The 22,023-nt window shown below is 41.0% G+C and carries 14 protein-coding genes; 3 read left to right on the top strand and 11 right to left on the bottom strand.

Annotated elements, in window-relative coordinates; translation table 11 throughout:
- Positions 1-37: 37 nt before the first annotated feature.
- The 5 genes from IPO83_04620 to IPO83_04600 form a co-directional block, all read right to left on the bottom strand.
- A complete protein-coding gene (locus IPO83_04620) occupies positions 38-5,515 on the bottom strand; it encodes a T9SS type A sorting domain-containing protein (protein MBK9730565.1) in 5,478 nt (1,825 codons plus the stop codon).
- 150 nt (positions 5,516-5,665) lie between these two features.
- A complete protein-coding gene (gene chrA, locus IPO83_04615; protein ID MBK9730564.1) occupies positions 5,666-6,892 on the bottom strand; it encodes a chromate efflux transporter in 1,227 nt (408 codons plus the stop codon).
- Between the two features lie 7 nt (positions 6,893-6,899).
- On the bottom strand, positions 6,900-7,853 hold the full coding sequence (locus IPO83_04610) for an isopenicillin N synthase family oxygenase (protein ID MBK9730563.1): 954 nt from the start codon (positions 7,851-7,853) through the stop codon (positions 6,900-6,902).
- A gap of 200 nt (positions 7,854-8,053) precedes the next feature.
- Positions 8,054-9,130, bottom strand: coding sequence for a hypothetical protein (locus IPO83_04605; GenBank protein ID MBK9730562.1), 1,077 nt, complete (start codon positions 9,128-9,130; stop codon positions 8,054-8,056).
- Between the two features lie 148 nt (positions 9,131-9,278).
- Positions 9,279-10,058, bottom strand: coding sequence for an enoyl-CoA hydratase/isomerase family protein (locus IPO83_04600; protein MBK9730561.1), 780 nt, complete (start codon positions 10,056-10,058; stop codon positions 9,279-9,281).
- Positions 10,059-10,412: 354 nt separating this feature from the next.
- Here IPO83_04600 and IPO83_04595 point away from each other — a divergent pair, with 354 nt between their 5' ends.
- Entirely contained in the window at positions 10,413-11,762 is a 1,350-nt protein-coding gene (locus IPO83_04595) for an OmpA family protein (protein MBK9730560.1), read from the top strand.
- Positions 11,763-11,958: 196 nt separating this feature from the next.
- Here the strand turns inward: IPO83_04595 and IPO83_04590 are convergent, their stop codons facing one another.
- A complete protein-coding gene (locus IPO83_04590; GenBank protein MBK9730559.1) occupies positions 11,959-14,094 on the bottom strand; it encodes a T9SS type A sorting domain-containing protein in 2,136 nt (711 codons plus the stop codon).
- A 261-nt stretch (positions 14,095-14,355) separates the two neighbouring features.
- The gene (locus IPO83_04585; protein MBK9730558.1) at positions 14,356-15,942 is read right to left on the bottom strand and encodes a T9SS type A sorting domain-containing protein; all 1,587 of its coding nucleotides are present in this window, start codon (positions 15,940-15,942) and stop codon (positions 14,356-14,358) included.
- A gap of 189 nt (positions 15,943-16,131) precedes the next feature.
- On the opposite strand from IPO83_04585, the gene IPO83_04580 reads away from it, so the two are divergent.
- Positions 16,132-16,332, top strand: coding sequence for a hypothetical protein (locus IPO83_04580; GenBank protein MBK9730557.1), 201 nt, complete (start codon positions 16,132-16,134; stop codon positions 16,330-16,332).
- A 66-nt stretch (positions 16,333-16,398) separates the two neighbouring features.
- Here the strand turns inward: IPO83_04580 and IPO83_04575 are convergent, their stop codons facing one another.
- On the bottom strand, positions 16,399-17,415 hold the full coding sequence (locus IPO83_04575; GenBank protein ID MBK9730556.1) for a fumarylacetoacetate hydrolase family protein: 1,017 nt from the start codon (positions 17,413-17,415) through the stop codon (positions 16,399-16,401).
- A gap of 152 nt (positions 17,416-17,567) precedes the next feature.
- Between IPO83_04575 and IPO83_04570 the strand changes: the two genes are divergently transcribed.
- The gene (locus IPO83_04570; GenBank protein ID MBK9730555.1) at positions 17,568-19,778 is read left to right on the top strand and encodes a glycoside hydrolase family 9 protein; all 2,211 of its coding nucleotides are present in this window, start codon (positions 17,568-17,570) and stop codon (positions 19,776-19,778) included.
- A gap of 7 nt (positions 19,779-19,785) precedes the next feature.
- Here the strand turns inward: IPO83_04570 and IPO83_04565 are convergent, their stop codons facing one another.
- From IPO83_04565 to IPO83_04555, 3 genes are all read right to left on the bottom strand, one after another.
- The gene (locus IPO83_04565) at positions 19,786-20,127 is read right to left on the bottom strand and encodes a hypothetical protein (protein ID MBK9730554.1); all 342 of its coding nucleotides are present in this window, start codon (positions 20,125-20,127) and stop codon (positions 19,786-19,788) included.
- Positions 20,128-20,666: 539 nt separating this feature from the next.
- Positions 20,667-20,969, bottom strand: coding sequence for a GIY-YIG nuclease family protein (locus IPO83_04560; protein MBK9730553.1), 303 nt, complete (start codon positions 20,967-20,969; stop codon positions 20,667-20,669).
- A gap of 269 nt (positions 20,970-21,238) precedes the next feature.
- Entirely contained in the window at positions 21,239-22,015 is a 777-nt protein-coding gene (locus IPO83_04555; protein MBK9730552.1) for a TIGR02757 family protein, read from the bottom strand.
- Positions 22,016-22,023 lie beyond the last annotated feature (8 nt).

Here is a 22,023-nt window from a genome sequence, read left to right as displayed (position 1 = left end):
CAAAAAATTGTTGCCCTTTATAAATCAAATCAAAATATTACTGAATCACCAACTTCTTCCTGGTAACCTGCCCATCTCCAGTCAACTCCATATAATACGTTCCTTTTGGCCACCGCGAAAAGTCAAATGATTGAGTGAAGTTCTTTGAATTCAGATTCATTGATTGATCATACAATACTTGTCCAACAACATTCGTCACTTTACAATTGATGTGATTGATGCTTACGGATGCATACATATCGAGTATAAAAATTCCATCACCAGGGTTTGGATAAATGCTGAACCTTGGAGCAGAAAGCGGTTCATTAATTCCTATCGGGAAAGTGACGGTAACATGTTCTGTATCCACACCAATGCATCCATTCAGATCAGTATATGAATAAGTGATCACATATGGCCCTCCTACTCCTGCAGATGCCGGACTGAAAGTATTTCCGCTAACGCCGGCACCATTAAATATTCCACCTGCAGGTGTACCAACAAGTGTTACAGCAGGTGCAACAACTTCATAAGAATTATTCAAGCCTGACAATTGAACAACAGGTAAGGGATTTACACTTACGCTAACCGATATTGCGGTATCGCACTGGCCACTCGTTTCACTGGCCGTTACAGTAAAAGTTGTATTTGTTGCCGGTGGAACCGTAACTGATGCGGCCTGTCCATTGGATGGTATCATGCCCGGTAATAGCGGCGTCCATTGATAATTGAAGTTTCCATCACCATTATTCTGCGCATTGAGGTTCACCGTTTGCCCGGCACAAATCGTATTTGCACTAACGTTGGCGGCAATATCAGCATGGTAAATGATGGCTTTAACAGGAGTTCGCAGACTTGAACAACCTGTTGAGTCTGCTCCAATAAATTCTTCCACATAATAAGTGGTAGTAGTCGTAATGTATGGAGTGGTAAAAGGTGAACCTGATCCAAGGAAGTTCCCTCCTGTCATCTGATCATACCAATTAAGATCACCTCCTCCCCCGTTTGCAGTTAACACCACTGCTCCTGGTCCGCAATGTTGCACATCTGTTGCTGTAGGTGCAGTTGGAGCAGAGACCAAACTGATAATTACAGTATTTGAATTGCTAAATCCTCCGCTATTGGTGCAGGTTAGCTTTGCACGATAATAAGTAGTTGCAAACAATGGTGATGTCAGATAAATATAACTGTCAGCACCGGAAATAATATTCCACGACGATCCATTAGAAGACTCTTCCCACTGAATCACAATATCAGATGCCAGCGGATAATTTGACAAAGTAAGTGTTGCAACAGTACCTCCTGTACAAAACTCCACAGGTGAAATTGTTGCGGTTCCAGGTTCAGGCGTCCCGGTACATGGCAGTTGAGGATCAATTGTAATAGTATAGTCCTCAATTTCTCCATAGGTAAATTCACTACAATATTCAGCCGCTGTTACGGTGCTGTTATAAAAACATCGCACCCTCATTCGGTGTTGTCCTACATACGAGGGATTATTTGGAATTAAAACAGTGCCGGAGAAGACAGTGATTGCAAAACCCGGTGAGGCATATACGAATTCATCGGTACCGCCAAAAGATCCATCATTATTATAATCAATCCAGACACCAAAACCCTGGGGCCATTGCTGACCCGATTGCACAGTAAGATCATAAGTTCCACCTACCAATACCGTGGTAGTTAACTCTCCGGCAGGAACATAATTAATATAATTATCAACGTTACCATTGCATCCTGTGGCAAGATTAGAAAGTGTATTGAATGTAAAATTGTCAATGAAATCATTTGAGGTACAGAGGTTGACATAAGTGCCGATGCAATAGTTGATTTCCCTGTTACCATCAGGTGCTGTTACAAGCGGAACGTGTGTGCCTCCCGAGCCACTCAAAGTGATGGATAGACACGCTGCATCTAAAAAATTACCCAAGGTAGCTGTTGCAGAAATGTCGTAAGCGAGCCAGAAATAGTTTGCACCTCCGCTTAATAAAACAGAACCTGTGATTGGGGAAGAAAGATTTGCAGCAGACCCAAACAAAGTAGCTGTGGAAAAATCAGGATTACTACCTGAATAATACACGTTGATGCCTGATACATCATTTGCAAAATCTGTAGTTCCATTCGCATTAAAAGTAATTGAAGTAAGTGCATACGGATTGAGACTTCCGATTGTAATAATATTTACGCCTACGATCTCTGCATCAGGTTCTCCCAATTGAACAGGAGACAAATTATTTTGAAAAGCCGTAACTGAACTGAACGACATAGAAGAAGCGGGCACGATTGTAATGATATAATCTTCTGTTTCCCCGTTAGAAAATGTTGTACAGGATTCTGTACTGCCCATCACTGCATAAGCTTCTGAACGAATACGCATTCTACGTTCACCGAGGTAAGCTGTATTAGCGGGAATATTGATGTTACCAGTTTGCGTTCCAGTCACATAATCAGTAGAGCCAAATACAAATTCATCCGCATCGGCAAAATCACCATCGTTATTTAAATCTATCCAAACACCAAAGCCAACAGGGTTGTACAACGATAATGGTCCGTCAAGACTGATTGCATAACTACTGCCAATCTCCAGGGATGTGGTGGTGTTTCCACTTGGTGGATATTTTATGTAGCCATTATCACTGCCATTACAATCGGTAAGAAGGTTGGACAAAGTATTAAGTGTTACGCCATCAATAAAATAACCAAAGCAACCAGAAGTATTTGACGCTGTACAATATCCAACCTGACGGCTTCCGGTTGGAGAAGTTACAGTAGGAATCTGCGTTCCGGCGCTTCCGGTAAACTGTATTTGGCTACAGGTTACATCCACATAATTACCAAGCGTGGCATCAGTGGAAATATCGTAGGTAACCCAGAAATAGTTAATGCCGGTGTTAAGTGTCAGCGCTCCGGAAATCGGCGAAGAAAGATCTGTCGCAGTGCCAAACAAATTTGTTGCAGAAAAAACCGGACTTGAACCGGTAGCATAGACTTTCACATTGTTAACGTCTGCAGAAAAATTGGTAGACCCGGTTGATGCAAGGCTAAAAGAAAAGACATCAATCGGATTGATCGTTCCCTGCACTACCACCTGGATGCCCATTATTTCGGCATCCGTTTCACCTATCAGTACGTCATTCAGATTATTTTGAAAAGTAGTGCTTGACTGATAAACCATATTCGTGGGAACTGAAATAGTGATTGTATAATCTTCAGTTTCACCAAAATAAAATTGAGTACAGTATTCTGAAGCAACCACTGTATTGTAATCCTTTTCACGCACACGCATTCTTCGTTCACCCAGATATGCTGTGTTATCGGGAATCGTAATCTCTGCACTCTGAATTCCTGTTGCATAAAACGGTGAAGTATAGACAAACTCATCTGCATCTTCAAAATCACCATCGTTATTATAATCAATCCAGACACCAAAACCTTCCGGTGCAAACTCAGGTGCTTCAAGCGTCAGCAGGTACGTACTTCCTGTCTCAACTGTTGTTGTAAGGTTTCCTGTTGCAGGGTATTTGATATATCCATCTGATGCACCATTGCAACTGGTATTTAAATTAGACAAGGTGTTCAACGTAACGCCATTAATATAGTAAAAGCCGCAGCCATAAATGCTGGATGCTGTGCAATAACCAACCTGCCGGTTTCCCACAGGTGCAGTTGGAGCAGGCACGTGTGTTCCTCCGGCTCCGGTCAATACTACTTGTGTGCATTCCGCATCCAGGTAATCACCAATGGTGGCTCCGGTAGTGATATCATAAGTAACCCAAAAATGATTAAAGCCTGAAATAAGTGTGATGTTCCCTGTAACCGGATTTGAAAGGTTGTTTGATGAACCGAATAAAGTTGCGGTAGAAAATCCCGGATCAGGACCTGTGTAATACACTTTTACATTTGACACATCATTTCCAAAGTTGGTGCTTCCGTTTGAATTGATGGTTAGTGATGTGATATCAAATGGGCTGATACTACCCGAAGTAACTACCTGAACGCCGATAATTTCCTGGTCAACTACACCGGTAAGAACGTCATTATTATTGTTTTGGCTTGTAGTTGCTGACAGAAATGTCATGGTAGTAGATGGCGTGAGGGTGATGGTATAATCTTCCGTCTCTCCATAATTCTGATTGTCGCAATAGTCACCGGCAAACAGCACCGTATTATAAGAACAACGAATTCGCATGCGATGATCACCGAGATAAGCTGAGTTATTAGGAATGCTGATGTTGCCAAGGAATAACTCTATGCCTGCATCTGGCGATGAATAAACAAACTCATCCGCATCAGCAAAATCAAGATCGTTGTTAAAATCAATCCATACACCGAAACCCTGGTTAAATTCTTGTCCGGCTTGCAATGCAATCGTGTAATTACTTCCCAATTCCAGAGAAGTAGTCAGGTTTCCTGCCGGCGGATAATAAATGTAGTTGTTCAGATTACCATTACAACCTGACATCAGGTTGCTAAGTGTGTTGAGCGTTACATTATCAATATAATCATCAGAACTACACAAATTGACATAGGTTGGAAAGCAATAATTCACTTCCCTGAAACCGGCAGGTGCAATAACAGAAGGAACCTGTGCACCTGTTGAACCAGTCATCAGGATCTGTGTACATTCTGCATCCAGTAAATCACCCGCGACTGCATCAGGGGAAATATCATAAGCCACCCAGAAATAATTTACACCGGAAGAAAGAGTTGCATTCACAATCACCGGTGATGAAAGGTCGGTTGTTATAGCATATAACTGATCAGTATTAAAGACAGGATTTGTTCCTGTATAGTAAATTTTTACAGCAGCCACATCATTGGCAAAATTGGTAGAACCATTTGCGTTAATAGTGAAGGAGGTAAGGTCAATGGGGTTTAATCCGCCGATGGTTACTACCTGAATGCCTGCTATTTCTGCATCTGTCTGACCAAGAGCCAGAGCATCAAAATTTGTTTGCGTAATAATGCTGGACACATAGCTCATGCTGGTGGTTGCCGCTCCAATTGAAATAGTATAATCCTCTGTTTCACCATAACTAAATGTTGTACAGGCTTCCGAGGCAAGAAGAGTAGTGTTGTATTCACAACGAACACGCATACGTCTTTCACCAATATATCCGGGATCGGATGGAATCGTAATACTTCCAATAAACTGGTTAATGCTGGCAGTTGGAGATGCATACAAAAATTCATCTGCATCATCAAAATCAAAATCATTGTTTAAATCAATCCAGACACCAAAACCCTGTGGCCATTGATTGCCCGATTGCAAACTAATACTATAAGTAGCGCCGGATTCAACTGAAGTGGTTAATGTTCCTGATGGCTGATAATTTATGTAATTATCTACATTGCCATTGCATCCTGTGCCATTGTTCGAAAGACTGTTGAAGGTGATGTTATTAATAAAATCATTTGATGCAGAACACAGATTAAGGTATGACGGGGTACAATACTGCGCCACCGAAGGTTTTGCGATGGTGAGCAGGAGGCAATTCATTAAAAAGCCTACGATGGAGTAAAAATTTCTTTTCATGTGTTGAAGTTTTTTAAATGGTTGGTGGCAAAGTCAATTTCCAATACTTCTTTCCGACAATAATTCAATTCATGCTTGACAATAATGACCTCTTTTATTGCAGGAATGTATTTAACAGTAAACTTAGTATATATCTACAGAATTTTGCGCTCAAATTTTGGAATAAACAATGCCGGCCAGCAGTGCAAGCAACACCAGTAAAGGTGCTTTGATTTTAGTAAATTCAAGGAGTAAAAAAGTAAGCACGACCACAGCCATGTTAATCCATAGAAACTGAAGATTGGAATATAGAATTACGGCCGCGGCTAAGACCAGGCCCACCGATGCGGCATTTATACCTATCAGCGATTTCCTTACGAACACAAAGCTCTTTGCATATTGCCAGAAAGGATAAACAATAAATGCAATCAATGTACCCGGTAAAAAGATGGCAACAATACCAATTACACAACCGGCAAATTGCGAGGTGGCTCCCATGCCTTTCAACGCCATACCTCCTGTAAATGCAGCTAACGCGAAGGAAGGCCCGGGCAACGCCTGGTTGATTGCAAGTCCTGAAAGAAAATCTGTTGCAGAAATATAATGATGGTGCTTTACAAATTGCTCAAACATCATGGGCACCAGCACACTTCCACCACCAAATGTGAGTGCGCCAAACCGGAAGAAATTTTCAAACAGCACAAACGGCTTTCCTTTAGTGACAAGGGCAAGTGTACCTGCCAAAATAAATACAGCAAAAAAAATCGCTACACCACGATAAGCATGCTTCCATTTTACCATTTCTAAATCACTTGTCAGAGGTGATTGCTGTTGAAATAAAAACGGATAAACATCTCCTTCTTTCTCTTTATGCGTGATGTTGGTTACTATAGCTGCTCCAAGTAAAACAAGTGGAAAGGTCCATGGCGTGGTGATGGAAAGCGCCGCGGCAATAGCAAGGAGCATGATAGAAAAACCTGTTCTGTTACCAATTACATTCAGGCCCATTTTAAATCCGGAATGAGCAATTACGCCAATAGCCATCGGTTGAATGAACATCAGAAAATCAGTTGGCATATTGCGTGTTTCAAAAGTTGAAAACACCGCAACGAGCAACGACATTAATAGGGAAGCCGGAAGAATCCACACCAATAAAGCCAGGATCGCCATCAGCACATTCCATTTCTTCTGTGTAAGAACAATTATTGTTTGCGTGGAAGCCGGGCCGGGCAACATCTGGCAAAGCGCATTTACTTCGAGCAATTCATCATGCGTAAAATAGCGGCGTTTATCCACTAAAATATTATTCATCACCGCCAAATGACCTTGCGGACCACCAAAAGAAGTGATCGCAACCAGGAATATGTCTTTAAGATAGATCAGGGCCCTGGGCCTCATATGCTGATCATTTGCTTTTTTTCAAACCAATTTCAATCAATCGTTCATCAAGGTATTCGCCGGCGGAAATAGGATCGTACTTGCGCGAATTTTCGAGCGAGATACAGGAACCGAGGCAGTCCAAACGCATTTCAGAACGCGGGTGCAGAAAAAACGGAATGGAATAACGGGAGGTGCCAAATAATTCCCTGGGTGGATTTACAACACGATGCGTGGTTGACTTCAACCGGTCGTTGGTTAGCCGTTGCAGCATATCACCAACATTCACTACAATCTGTCCGGGCATTGCTGTTACAGGCATCCATTCATCCTGGCGTGTAAAAATTTCAAGTCCTTCTGCTGAAGCACCTACCAGCAACGTGATGAGGTTGATGTCTTCATGCTGTTCAGCACGTAAAGCGGATTTCGGATCGCCGGTTATTGGCGGATAATGAATTGCACGCAGGATACTGTTGCCATTGTGAATTTTTTTATCAAAATAAATTTCCGGCAATTCAAGGTAGATGGCAATGGCGCGCATCAGATGTGCACCTGCTATTTCAAAACTTCTGTAAGCATTAATGTTCACTTCATTGAAACCAGGCAATTCTGAAACCCAAACATTGTCAGGATATTCCTTGCGGATCGGATCTTCATCCGTCACCATCTGTCCAAACTGAAAGAATTCTTTGAGGTCAGCAACCTTGCTTCCTTTCGCATGTTCCCTTCCAAAAGATGTATAACCACGCTGACCTGCCAACTCCGGCTTCTCATACTTAAATTTAATTTCATCAGGCATTGAAAAAAATGCTTTCACCTCGCGATACAATTCTTCAATCATCTTATCGCTGATACCATGATTTTTTACAGTAACAAATCCAACTTCGTGATATGCATCGCCAAGTTCCTTTACGAAATTCCTTTTCTTTTCCGGTGTGCCGGAAAGAAAATCTGACAAGTCAACAACAGGTACGTGCTCCATAAAATGATAATTATTTTTTCGGTAAATGTAAAACTAAGAGAAGAAATTGGAAAATGAAGGTAACTATTTGAGAATGGTTAAATTGTTAAATGATTAAATGGTTTAATGGTTTAATGGTTCCGGCGACGCCTGTAATGGTTTTCTGTTAGCAGCATGATTGACTTTCTAAAGTGTTTCAATAGAAGCATTGTGCACTAAAATCATCTCGTGGGTTTATATTTTGAAGCGGTTAATATTTTCTGTGCATCCTGTTCCTCCATCAATTGCTGTAACGTGACCGAAGGATTTTTTTTCATGTAAGCCTCAACAATTCTCCACCCAACCCAGCTTCCAATATTTCCAGGAGATGCCTGAGGCATGCCGGATGTGGAAGGTCCTTCTGTAACATACTTTGAAAATTCAAGCGGATCAGGATTGTACAGCAATTTTTTTTCGATAAAAAATTTCCAGATCTCGGGTTCATTGTCCACACACCATTCTAAATCAATTGCCTGAAAGCCGTTGATAACAGAGTCCGCCGAAAGAGGCAACACTTGTTGTTTGAGAAAAAGAATTTTTCCATTGTAGATCATAGCATCCAACAATTTTTTTCCAGACATGCTGAATTCAAAATTTGCGGTTGCCATCACATGCATACAGTTGGAAACCATGAATTCAGGTTTGAATCGTCGCAGCAAGTAGTTGGGAATGGGTTCAGTTTCATACAAATAAAATGCGGAAGACGGACCTAAGTATTTATCCAGACTGATACAAAGAACTTCATTGCCGACCGTAAAAGCAGGTGGTGCATTAATAAGCGTATTCACTTCCGGAATAAGAGCTTGAGGAAAATAGAATTTATAATACCGAAATGCCTGCTGCAGCTCTTTTTCAAAATCTGAAAGATCATTAAAACGCAGCAATGTGGAATCATACAACGCCTGTGAATAAGATGACTGTACATAATTCCAAATGCTGTCTTTCCATGCTGTACCGGAATCCGCAGCAATGTTCCACCCTCCTATTTCCCTGAAATAAAAAGGAAACAGAATTGGGTATTTTTTCAAGAGTGAATCAATCTGAACATTGTATCCGGAATCAGTAAGGGAAAACAAATCTTTGTCAAAACGATTCAATTTCAATTCAACCTGTATGTTTGAAATGTCAGGCGTATGGGTTGTATTACAGGACGCGATGAAAAACAGCAACGCAAAAAATAAAATGCTACAGGAAAAAAAATCTGATTTTTTTTTCGATGCCTTCAACTTTTCTAATTTGATTACAATGAAATGATCCATCAGACTTGTTTTTAATCCCGCGCCGCTTCGACTCCGCTCAGCGTGCGCTCACGCAGTACGAGAATTTTTAGCGAAGCTGAAGGGTATCTACCTATTGGAATTTGAATGGAAGGCAAATTAAGATTTAATAATAGCCTCAAAGTGTATTTCATTCTCCTTTAAATTGTGGTTTACGCTTTTGCAGAAAAGCGGTAATACCTTCTTTACTATCCGCAGTAGCCGCGGCAATATCCTGGCAATACGCTTCATAATCAAGCATTCCATCCAAATCATTTTGCATTGATTTGTTCAGCATTTTTTTCATCAGTCCGATTGCTTTGGTAGGTGCGTTGGCAAAATAATTTGTTACTTCTTCCAGTGCAGCATCCAGTTGATCCATAGGAACTGCTTTATTGATCAACCCAATGGCAGCGGCTTCCTTAGCTGGAATTTTTCTTCCTGTTGTGGCAAGTTCAAATGCCAATGCCGAACCAACAAGCCGGGGAAGAAAATAAGCCGACCCGGAATCGAGCACCAATCCGATATTGATAAAAATTTCTGAAAGTGAAGCCTCTTCCGAAGCAATGATGAGATCGCAGGCCAGCGCCAGCGAACATCCTGCTCCTGCTGCAACACCATTCAATCTGCAGATGATGGGTTTCGGCATATTCCGCATTTGTTTGATGATGGGATTATAACCTTTGTGCAGTGATTCAGAAATATTGCGATTAGGATTTGCCATTACTTCCTTTAAATCCTGGCCGGAACAAAAAGCTTTGCCGGCACCGGTGATCATCACAACGCGCACTGCTGCATTTTTTTCAGCCTCCTTCAATGCATCGAGTAACTCTTTTCTCAATTGATCATTGAAAGCGTTGTAGACCTCGGGACGATTGAGCGTAATGATTGCTTTGCCATCCTTAATTTCAAAGAGAATAGTTTCGTACATGAGCTTAATTTTTTTAAGACAACAAAAAAATGAGTGTATAATGGATAACTGCAGCAGAAGTCATTGCATGCTTATTTCAGAAAACCTTTTATGCAGCCGTAAATATAATCAAGGTCGCTGTGAGTGATACAATTGCATGCGATGCGGCAAAAGATATTTCCAGGCATTCAATTTCAGACATTAATGTTCAATAAAAAGTCAAAGCGCATATAATGTACTGAATTTGTGAAAGCAATCAGTTGCTTACGGAACACACCTTTTTCTCAAAAGAAAAACGGAATCCGGCCATCCTTGAATTTTTAGCGTAAAAATTGTAAAGAGATTTAATCTATCTCTTCAACCAAAAATAATTTTATGAAAAACTTCTTTAAGCACACCTGTCTTTTGCTATTGATAACAGCCACCGTTTTAAAGGCGCAACCAAAACCGGGAAACTATACTCCCTCCGGAGGATTTCTGGTCGGTGGCACTTATTCCTGGATTCAACTGAAAGATTATCCTGATTATTCGGGATCAAAAGGTCGCCCTTCGTTTACAGGTGGCGCATTTGTAAATTACCCGTTTACCACCAGACTTTTTCTGCAACCTCAATTGATGTATTCTATCATGGGAGGAACGATTACCAATGATCTCAACAGTGATTTTGACCGTCGTCAACTTTTATATTACGCTTCGCTACCAGTCTTATTAAAATATGATATCAATGAAAAATTTGCTGTCTTTGCGGGTCCGCAACTGGATTATTTATTAACTGCAAGACAAAAAATCGGAAATGAAATTGAAGGAGATAATAGTGGTGATCTCAACAACATTGATTATGCCGCAACTGCAGGTGTGGAAATTTTCCCACGAAATGAGATTTCCTTGCAAGCACGATACATGCATGGATTTAACAAACTGGATAAAAATCTTACAGGCTCACAAGGCAATTATAACCAGGGAGTGCAATTAACTATTTCAGTCAGAATTTTTGGCAAAGGTGAAAAGTATATCCCACCTCCTCCACCTCCTCCGGCCGATTCCGACAGCGATGGAGTGATTGATCCCTCCGATAAGTGTCCTTATGTTGCTGGTGTGGTTGCCTATGAAGGTTGTCCGATACCTGATTCTGATAGCGACGGCGTATTGGATCCGGATGATGAATGCCCTTCAGTGGCAGGACTTGAAAAATACAAGGGTTGTCCCATTCCGGATTCGGATGGAGATAGTTTCAACGATGAACAAGACCAGTGCCCAACTGTGCCTGGCGTAGCTGCTTATAACGGTTGCCCGATACCGGATTCCGATACTGATGGCATTCTTGATCCGGATGACGCATGTCCAACAATTGCAGGTGTGGTTGAAAACGGTGGTTGCCCTGCTGTAGAAAAATTCAGCGCGTCGAATATTCAGTTTGTAAGCGGAAGTGCTCAATTGACTTCTAAGGCCATTGGTTCATTGGTTCCGTTAATTGATTATTTGAACAAGTATCCTGATCTTAAAATGGAGATTAACGGACATACCGATGATGCCGGAAAAGATGAAGCAAATCAAAAGCTATCGGAAGATCGCGCTGCAGCAGTAAAAAATCAATTGATAAAGAAAGGAATTGATGCAGCCCGACTCACTTCGCAGGGTTTTGGTGAAACACAACCCGTTGCTGACAATACTACGCCTGCAGGAAGGGCAGCAAACAGAAGGGTGGAACTTAAATTCAGGCAATAACTGTCTGCATAAAAAATTGTATAAAAATGACAGCGCAGCTTAATTTGTGCTGTCATTTTTATTTGAAAGAGAGAATTAATTTTTAAAGAATTTGGGGTTCATAGAACTTCATGGTAACTGTGCGTTTCAGTAATTTCAGCACAATTTATTTAAACTATGCTACAGAATATAGAAGAGGTGAAATAATGCAAACGCATTATTCCTTAACAAACTTTGCCTGCTTTATTCCTTCTACATTTTTCAATTGAATTACATAAATGCCTCTTGAAAATTGCGAAACATCAAGTAGCATGGTTGGTGAATCAAAAGATTTTAACATTACAAGTTGTCCCAACATATTGTAAATCCGAAGCTCACCATCCGGCGTAAAGTTTTGATTTATCTGCAGCATGCCACTTACCGGATTCGGATAAACCTGTAAGAAATCTGCAGGTGCATTATCAACCGATGTTTTACAGGAAGATGAAACCTTCAGCTTCTTTGAAATCTTTGAACAGCCTGCTGCATTTGTCACATTCGCTTTATAGGATCCTGTTGCCGTTGCATGATACAGTGATTGTGTAGCTCCTGAAAGCAGCGCATTGTTACGATACCATTCATATGAGGCACCGTCAATATCATTCAATTTAAGATCGACAAAACCCGCAAGGCAAATATCAGGATTGCCCAATGGCGTTATTACCGCTTCAGGATTCGCAATGCGGTTTATGTGCGTGGTTGCAGATGCTGCATGGCATCCTGTTAAGCTATTCACACTTACCTGAAAATTACCGGCCTGGCTGGTGATATAAATTGCATCTGTTGCACCATTAATATCACTCCCGTTTTTCATCCACTGATAGCTAAGTGTGTTACCGGATTCAGTAGAAAGTGTTACCGGAACTGATTTACATTCACTCACTGTTCCCGAAGGGTCAATTATTGCAACGGGATTATCATCTGGAATTCCATTACAATCATCATCAAAGCCATTACAAATTTCGAGATAAGGGATTGTTGAGGTTTTATACTTCCAAAGCTCCTGGCCATATTGAGATGAAGTAAGACTGAGGAACAACGTTGTATTATCAGCTAATAAGATTTTCGTTTCATCACTTCCACCTTCAAAAAAATCCAGCATTTGGGTATGACAGGCTGAACCATCGGTGCGCCACAATTCAACAGTGGAACCATTGTAAAAATCATAATACAGGTCACCATCAACGTTTGTGAAATCAGCATACTCCACTCCTCCTGACGTCTGACTGATTTTAACTGTACCGGTTTCAGATCCATCGGATTTCCACAATGCAATTCCACTTTCATCATAAGCAGAAAAAAACAGGGTTCCATTTATGCCTGTAAAGTCTTCAGCCATAGAAGGTTCCGCTCCCGGAAAAATATCTTTCACCAGCGATAAATGGGTGCCGTCCGTTTTCCAGAGCTCAAGTCCTTTTCCCGGAGAAAGTGCATCGAAAAAAAGATCGCTTCCTGAAACATAAAGAAATGACGGAAGTGTAATGCCAGGACTTTCATTATCGAGCACTAAAGCTGTTCCTGCAGCAGTGCCATCGGTTACCCATAACCGCGTTACTGTTCCCTGGTACGCGCTGAAATAAATCTTTCCATTATAAGCGGTTATGTATTCAGGAGAAGAGTCACCACCGGGATTGAGGTCCTTCACAATCATGGTTCCTGCAGTTGTGCCATTGCTTTTCCAAAGTTCCCGTCCATGAGAATTTTCATAGGCCCGGAAATAAATATTTCCATTGTTCACGGCAAACCAGTTTAATTCACTGGCTCCGGCTGTAAATGATGATACCTGCCACGTTCCTGCTGCTGTACCATCGCTTCTCCATAGCTGCTGCGTGTTGGATGATAATTCTGCCGGAAAATAAAGTACACCATTCATTTCAGCATATGTTCGCAAGTTCGATGGATTATTATAAAATACAGGATCTGCAATTGATAGCAACACAGTGCCGTCTGTTGTGCCATCAGTAGCCCACAAACCGGTTTGTGCATGATTGTTTTCATCCAGGTAATCAGCGCTGAATAAAGCCTTTCCACCGATGACATCTTTTGCAAATAAAATATAACCATCCTTTGAACCTGTGTTCATGTCCTTAACCAGCATGGTTCCGGAAGGAGTACCATCTGTAACCCAGAGCTCTTTACCGTGAACTTCATCATCAGCTATGAATACATATTTACCATCGCTGATTTTTACCATCTGGTCGGGATAGGAGCTTTTTGTGCTTCCCGGATTTATGTCAGCAATCAATGATGGATTTTGTGAGAAAGCAGCAGTGAAGATCAGTAAGCATGCTGAAAGAGAAAAAAACTTTTTCATATGCACTCATTTAAGAGTTAAAAAAGAATATCAAATTTAATAAAATAATTCATCTGTATATATTAAGCTTGTCAAAAAAAATGCTGCTACAAAAAATGCATCGTCGTTTTTTAAATGACAAAAAAGGTGATCATGACTTTTTCATGTAAATGAACCGCTGATTGTTCGGAGACGTCAGCAGATAATTTCTTAAATAAAAAAAACACGCCGAAATGCTTTTTACATTTCAGCGCGTTTGATGCGACTGGTGCTCAGTTCAGATCAATTGCGAATGTACTTGAAAATGCCTGTTTGTGAGCCATCTACTTTCACTTGCAAAAAATAGATTCCCGCATGTTCTTCCACCAACGAAACCTGCAGTTGGTTCTCTCCTGCATTTTGAAAAGCAGCTACTAAGGTTTTTAATACCTGGCCATTTAAGTTCAACAAATCAATTTGAACAAAGCCCGCGTGCTGCACAGTGTATTGAAGCGTGGAATTTCCATCGGAAGGATTTGGATAAACTGAAAGTTGCGCCGTCATATTTATTTCGCTGGCAAGTTTCAGTGTCTGATCTACTTCATAACAACCCATATCAGGATTGGTATTGGAAGGTATGGGACGTGGATTATTTTCCAGATCAATGCTGGAACCCAAACCTGATGCAATGCCTGCACCTGCACATGGAGATATGGGAAGTAAATGCTTGTCGTCAGAATTGTTAGTAACGAATTCGGGCTTTAAACTAATGTTACCAGTTCCGGGATAGCCACCTTTTACATCAGAGTAAGTAACATCAATGGTGCTTCCGCTTTCCACAAATATTTCCGGGCTGCTCTTGTTGTTCCACAGAATGGAATTCTGAACGGTACAGCCTGTCGTATTCACCGCATAAATACATTTGCCGGTTCTGCCATCTACAATTCCATCATTGTTGGCAATGGTAACGAAATACAGATCAGCACCGGATGCATTAAGATACAATACATTACCCTTGGCATATAATTCAGATGCACCAAAATGGATATTGTCTGTAATGAGTGTATTAACAATTACCACATTGCTGTTATTAACGGCACAAATAGTACCTGCCGGAAAAATATCTGAATTATTGTGGATTTCGTTGTAAGTGATTTTACATTGATCAAAATGAATTCCGCGGTGTGCCTCATCATTCAAAGTACCACCGCCGTCACAATAGATAACGCCTGTAGGTAAATTCTCACCGCTATTTGTTTTATTTCCCGTGATCTCACAATGATTTAAAGTTATATCAGAGAAAATACCACAGAGGGCACTGCCATACATATTGGAGATCAACTTAGAACGATTCGACTTAAAGAGACAGTTTTCAAAAAGTAAAGCACTTGCATTTTCAGCATATACACCTGCTCCGTAACCTGTCAGCACAGGATTATCTGCGCCCAGCACAATATGATTTTTATTGATGTTGCAGTTTACAAACTTAGGACTTGCATTGAAACAATAGATACCTGCTCCTTTTCCAACCGGCAACGATGCACTCAGGTCTAACTGTCCATGTTGAATGGTGAATCCTTTAATTTGTGTTTTATTATCGATGATGGCATCATCAGGCATGTCCATGGTTATTACCCGGCCACTCTTGCTGCCATCAATAGCTGTATTTCCTTTGTTGCCGGTGCTGAGCAATTTTATTTTTTTTACCTGCGGCCAAACAATGTGCTCGAAGTAAGTTCCGGGACTGACCCAAACGGTGTCGCCTGCAGCACAGGCATTCAGCGCTGCCTGTATGGTGCTGAATTGTGACGGTACAGCATGCGTTGTTGCATAACTATTTGTAATTGCAAATGTAAAAATGCAAAACAGGGTTGTGAAATAGTTTTTCATGTTAAAGATGGGTTTAATGAATGAAGTATACTTTCAATTAAATATACTTATTTCAGCGCAAAGCTGAAATGGTCTCTGAGAGAATTACATTTTATGAAGATAAATCCATGAAGAAAACAAGCAATTCCAGAATACTTGAATGGGTTAAATACACCAAATGTTTTTATCTTCACAAGAAATAAAATTCTTATGAAGAGTTTACTACTTGTTCTTTCATGTTTTGCCATCTTCTTGTGTTCCTGCAAAAAGGAATACACCTGCCAGTGTACCGATATTGCAACTGGCGTTGGAACAACCAGCTTCACCATTAAAGAGAGCAACGAAGATGCTGCCGATGCAGAATGCCGGGGAAGATCGACTGCTACTGAAAACTGTTTTTTGAGTTTTTAGAAAGGTGATCCAATAATGGATTCTTCGATTTGCTCAGCACCTAAATCCTTCCGGGAAAAATCAGGATCAACTGTTTTTCTTCAAAGCCAATATTGAAAAATCACTTTCATCTTTCACTATTGTATTTGATAAACGTCCCAGACCGGTGATCTCCATTTCCACGACATCACCTTCCTGCAACCACTGCTCTTCATAAGCAGGATTTTCTAATTTACCCGTGCCATTCAATTCAAGAAAACAACCTGTTCCTACAGTACCACTTCCAATCACATCACCCGGCAGCAGGTCAACTCCATAAGATGCGCGTTCGATAATTTCCGCGAAGGTCCAATCCATATCGCGCATATTACCGCTGGAAACGAGTTTGTTATTGACCCAGCACTTCATGTCAAGATTATAATTGTTACCGGTGTGGCCTTCCTTGCAAGGCACCTTAAAAGATTCCAATTCTTCCGGGGTAACCAGCCACGGCCCAATTACGGTAGAGAAATCTTTTCCTTTGGCAGGTCCGAGATTCAGCTTCATCTCTTCCATCTGTAAAATTCTGGCGCTCATGTCATTCATAATCATGTAACCGCCAATGTAACTATCGGCTTCTTCAGCGCGGATGTTTCTTCCCTTCCTGTTGATCACAATAGCAACTTCCAGTTCAAAATCCAGCTTTTGAAAATGATCCGGCATGCAAACAATTTCACCCGGACCTTGTATCGAGTTGTGATTGGTAAAATAAAAAATGGGGTACTCATCAAATTCAGGAATCATTTCCACTTTTCGGTTTCTGCGCGCTGCGGCTACGTGTTGACGAAAAGCGTAACCATCCCGGCAGGAGGTAGGTTGTGGAACAGGTGCCATCAACTTTGCATCGGCTAATGGCCTGGGTCTGGCACGGATTGACTTTCCTTCTTTCAGCAGGTGATCATATTCTAACGCTACTTCAAATGATTCGTCACCACCATACAAAAACAATTGCATGTTTCCTGGTAAACGCCAGTCCATGTCCTGCAGGTCATAATAATTTTCTTCATGCACCATGGCAAGGTGATCCTGTTCATCCGTAGGATTATAATAGCTGATGAGTTTCATTTTGATCTTTTTGAATTTTAATAAATACGATTGCGGTAAAGATAGTATCTCCTCTGATTAATTGCCGACACTGTTGCTGATGCCGCTTTTAAAATGGCTGAACTTTTTAAAGTGGCTGCCGTACTACTTAATGCTTCAAAAAACTACTGTGTATGAAAAAAACGTTCCGCTCAAGAATCATGGTGTTAGCCTTCGTATTGATCAACTGTTACGTATTTGCATCTTATGCAGGGCCAATCAAAGTAAACTACCATATTCATGTTGACCAGTTCGGATACCGGTGCGATGCAGTTAAGATTGCAGTGATCAGTAATCCACAAACCGGCTACAATTCGAACGATCATTTTCTTCCGGGTACGGGAAACAATAAATATGAGGTACGCAGGTGGAGTGATGATGTAGCTGTTTTCACAGGCACCATCAAACCATGGAGCAGTGGAGCAACGCATCTTCAATCCGGAGACAAGGTTTGGTGGTTTACCTTTTCTTCTGTGAGCACGCCGGGAGATTATTACATCTATGATAAAACCAACAAGGTTGGTTCGTGTAAATTTCACATCGGCGATAACACCTATAATGAAGCGATGAATGCCGCGATGCGGACTTTTTATTATCAGCGTTGCGGCGTTGCGAAATCAACTCCGTTTGCAGGCACCGGATGGACGGACAATGCCTGTCATCTCGGAGCACAGCAGGATCTTGATTGCAGATTAGTGACGAATCCCAATATTTCAACCACGCGAGACCTGCATGGCGGATGGCATGATGCGGGTGATTACAACAAGTATGTAAACTTCACATGGAGCACGATGATTTCCATGCTGCTGGCCTATGAAGAAAATCCAACTGTATGGAGTGATGATTATGCAATTCCGGAATCGGGTAATGCCATTCCTGATTTGTTGGATGAACTGCGGTATGAGCTGCAATGGTTGCTCCGGATGCAGGAAGACAATGGTTCGCTGCTGAGTGTGGTGGGAACACAAAATTTTGCCTCAGCCTCACCACCTTCTGCTGATGCAGCATTCAGAAGATATGGACCGGCCACTACTTCTGCTTCTCTGACAGCTTCCGCCATTTTCGCATTGGCTGCCATTCAGTTCAATGGATTGAACACTCCTGCAATGACTGCATTTGCAGACACATTGGAAACAGCAGCAGTGAATGCATACAACTGGGCCATTGCAAATCCAAACATTACCTTTTATAATTCAGGCACAGTAGCCGCCGGCGAACAGGAAGTAGATGATTATGGAAGACTGGTTCGGAAAATTGCTTCGGCCTGTTTTCTATATAAGCTTACAGGAAACACTGTTTACCGTGATGTGTTCGATAACAATTATAACAGTGTTCATTTGATGCAATGGCAATATGCTTATCCGTTTGAGGGAACGGAGCAGGATGTCCTTTTATATTATACCAAGGTGAATGGAAAAACTTCAGCGATAGCTTCTGCTATAAAAAGCGCTTTCAGCAATTCAGTGAAAACAAATAATCCGGATAATTATCCTGCTTATAAAAACAAGACAGACGCTTATATTGCTTTTATGGCAGATCAAAATTATACGTGGGGCAATAATGAATTCAAATGTGTGCAGGGTTCGATGTTCATGAATATGGTACGTTACAATTTAAATGGCACCAATGCCACCAACTATAAATCCGCAGCAGCAGGATTTATTCATTATCTGCATGGAATTAATCCTGTCAGCATTACCTACCTGAGCAATATGTATGCAGCAGGCGGAGATACCTGCGCGAATGAATTTTATAACAGTTGGTTTACCGATGGCAGTGCGCTTTGGGATCGTGTTGGCGTGTCAACTTATGGGCCTCCGCCCGGATTTATTCCCGGCGGCGCCAATCCATCTTACAGCCTTGATCCGTGCTGTCCGAATGGATGTGGTGGATCGAATAGCTTGTGCAATGCCTCGGCAGTAACCCCGCCTTTAAATCAGCCAATTCAAAAATCATATCGTGACTGGAATGCGAACTGGCCGCAGGATTCCTGGTCAATTACGGAAAATGCGATCTATACACAAGCAGCTTATGTGAAATTACTGTCGTGGTTCTTAGGTGGCACCTGCAATGCATTCAGCGGGAAGGAAGAAGTTTCGTTGCAAAAAATTTCGTTATTGCTGTATCCAAATCCAGCCGGCGATATCATTACTATTGATGCAGATGATTACAATGACGAGTCAGTTAAAATCAGCATCTATTCTATGGATGGAAGAATTGTTCTGGAAGAAAATAATGCACGGTTGCCGTTGCAACTTTCTGTTCATAGTTTGTTGCCGGGAAACTATATACTGATGATGCAATCGGATCAGCAAATGCTGACGGGAAAGTTTTCGAAACAGTAGTTGCTGTTTAATCTATCAGGTCGTCATTTGGAGTTGTTGGATGGCTGGCTCTTGATTTTGCTTTTTCAATCAAACGTTCAATAATCATATCTGTTAAAACTTCTGCCGGCGGTTGATCCGGTTTTGAAGCAAGCGTTGCTTTTGCTTTTTCTTCGTCAACATCTATTCTGTACAGCAGCCAGAGGAGTTTTTCATAATCATGATTCAGGAGGAAATCGAGTTTGTCAACTAACGCTTCGCGAATTTTGATGAATGCATTTTCGTCCATTTCCATTTTTGGAAAATCGAAATAAGTGGTGAGGAGTTGAAGGAGTTGTGATTGCGTGGAGGTTGGAACCGGAGTGTTCATTTTCATCTTTTGATAAGTTCATAAAATTAGTCATTCAAAAAACTACCTAACAATTAACCACTCACTCTCAACAAGACGTCATTCAGCAGGAACCTCCTTACAATTAACCACTGACTCACAATAAAACGTCATTCAGCACGAACCTCTACAATTAACCACTCCTTACAATTAACCACTCACAATAAAACGTCATTCAGCAGGAACCTCCTTACAATTAACCAAGCACTCTCATCAAGACGTCATTCAGCACGAACCTCCTTACAATTAACCACTAACTACAACAAGACATCATTCAGCACGAACCTCCTTACAATTAACCACTGACTCACAATAAAACGTCATTCAGCGTCATTCAGAACCTCCTTACAATTAACCACTGACTCACAATAAAACGTCATTCAGCAGGAACCTCCTTACAATTAACCACGCCCTCTCAACAAGACGTCATTCAGCAGGAACCTCCTTACAATTAACCACTGACTCTCAACAAGGCAAGCCACCAAAGAGGAAGATTTTTCATTTATGCTGTCAATGTTTATCTAGCCAATCAACAGCTTCTTCATTTTGGGATTCATTGTCTTTATCAGCTCAACTTTCTTCTCCCGACTCAAATCCTTAATCTCGTCTTCCCGTTTGATCGCCATTTGCATATTAGGATAACATTCATAGTAAACGAGTTCGTAACAAAAATATCTACCGGCAAATGTTTTCTTGTTACCACGATTCTGCTGATGTTCATATACTCTGCGTTCAAGATCATTAGTAACACCAGTATAAAAGACTGTCCTGTTAGGATTTGATGTGATATATGCACAATAGGGATTGATTGCTCCTGTTTTCATGATAAGTTATATTGAATCTGATATTTATAGTTACGATCTCAAAATACGAATTGAAAAATATAATGTATGATAACTTTGAAGGAGGTTCCTCCTGAATAACTGCAATGATTTTACTCCTATTCTTGCTTGTCAGGAGTTTCCTCCTGAATGACTCTTAATTTTGTGATTTATTGCATTTCACAAACATTACAAACATTACAAACATTACAAACATTATAAACATTATAAACATTATAAACATCAAAAACATCGCAATCACCAAAGGCGAATCAAAATTTCTCCACCACCCCCAAACCAAACAATGCAAAATCGTATTTCACCGGATCAGTCGGATCAAATGTTTTGAGTTTTGCAGTTAGCTCCAACGCAGTTTTCCAATTGGTTTGCTTGCTTGTAATAAGTCCTAATTTTCTGGCGACACGATCAACATGCACATCACACGGACAAATTAATTGCGACGGTTTTATTTTTTTCCAAAGTCCGAAATCAACTCCGCAATTATCCTTTCTCACCATCCAGCGCAGAAACATGTTCATTCGTTTGCAAGCGGAATTCCGGACAGGTGTTGCAATATGTTTCCGGGTTCGCTTGGGTGCATTTTCATCTGCAAAAAAGAAATCGTGAAAACCGGCGAGTGCAGGTCCTATATTTTCTGACTTAGCAGGAAGAAATTTTACGAAAACTTCTTCCAGTGATTGATGGTTTTGATAAAACTGTTTGAAGAAATGAATGAAGTACAATACGTCCGTTGCATTGAAAGTGCGGTGTTTGAAATGTAGAAAAGGCTGGAGATCTTTTTCCTGATGATGTAATACAAATTCATATGGCGCATGATCCATGTATTCCATTAAACGTGCACAGCTGTTTAAAATCGAGGTCCGGTTTCCCCATGCAAGCGTTGCAGCAAAGAATCCGGAGATTTCAATATCCTGCAATTTTGAAAAGCGATGTGGAATGCTGACGGGATCGGATAAAATGAATTCAGGCCTGTTGAAATAGCATGCTTTTTCATCCAGAAATAGCTTTAATTTTAAGAATTCATTCATCTGTAAAT

Source organism: Chitinophagaceae bacterium (assembly GCA_016717285.1).
Classification (GTDB): Bacteria; Bacteroidota; Bacteroidia; order Chitinophagales; family UBA10324; genus JACCZZ01.
Note: the sequence above shows the minus strand (reverse complement) of the source record. Positions and strands in the feature narration are given on the sequence as shown.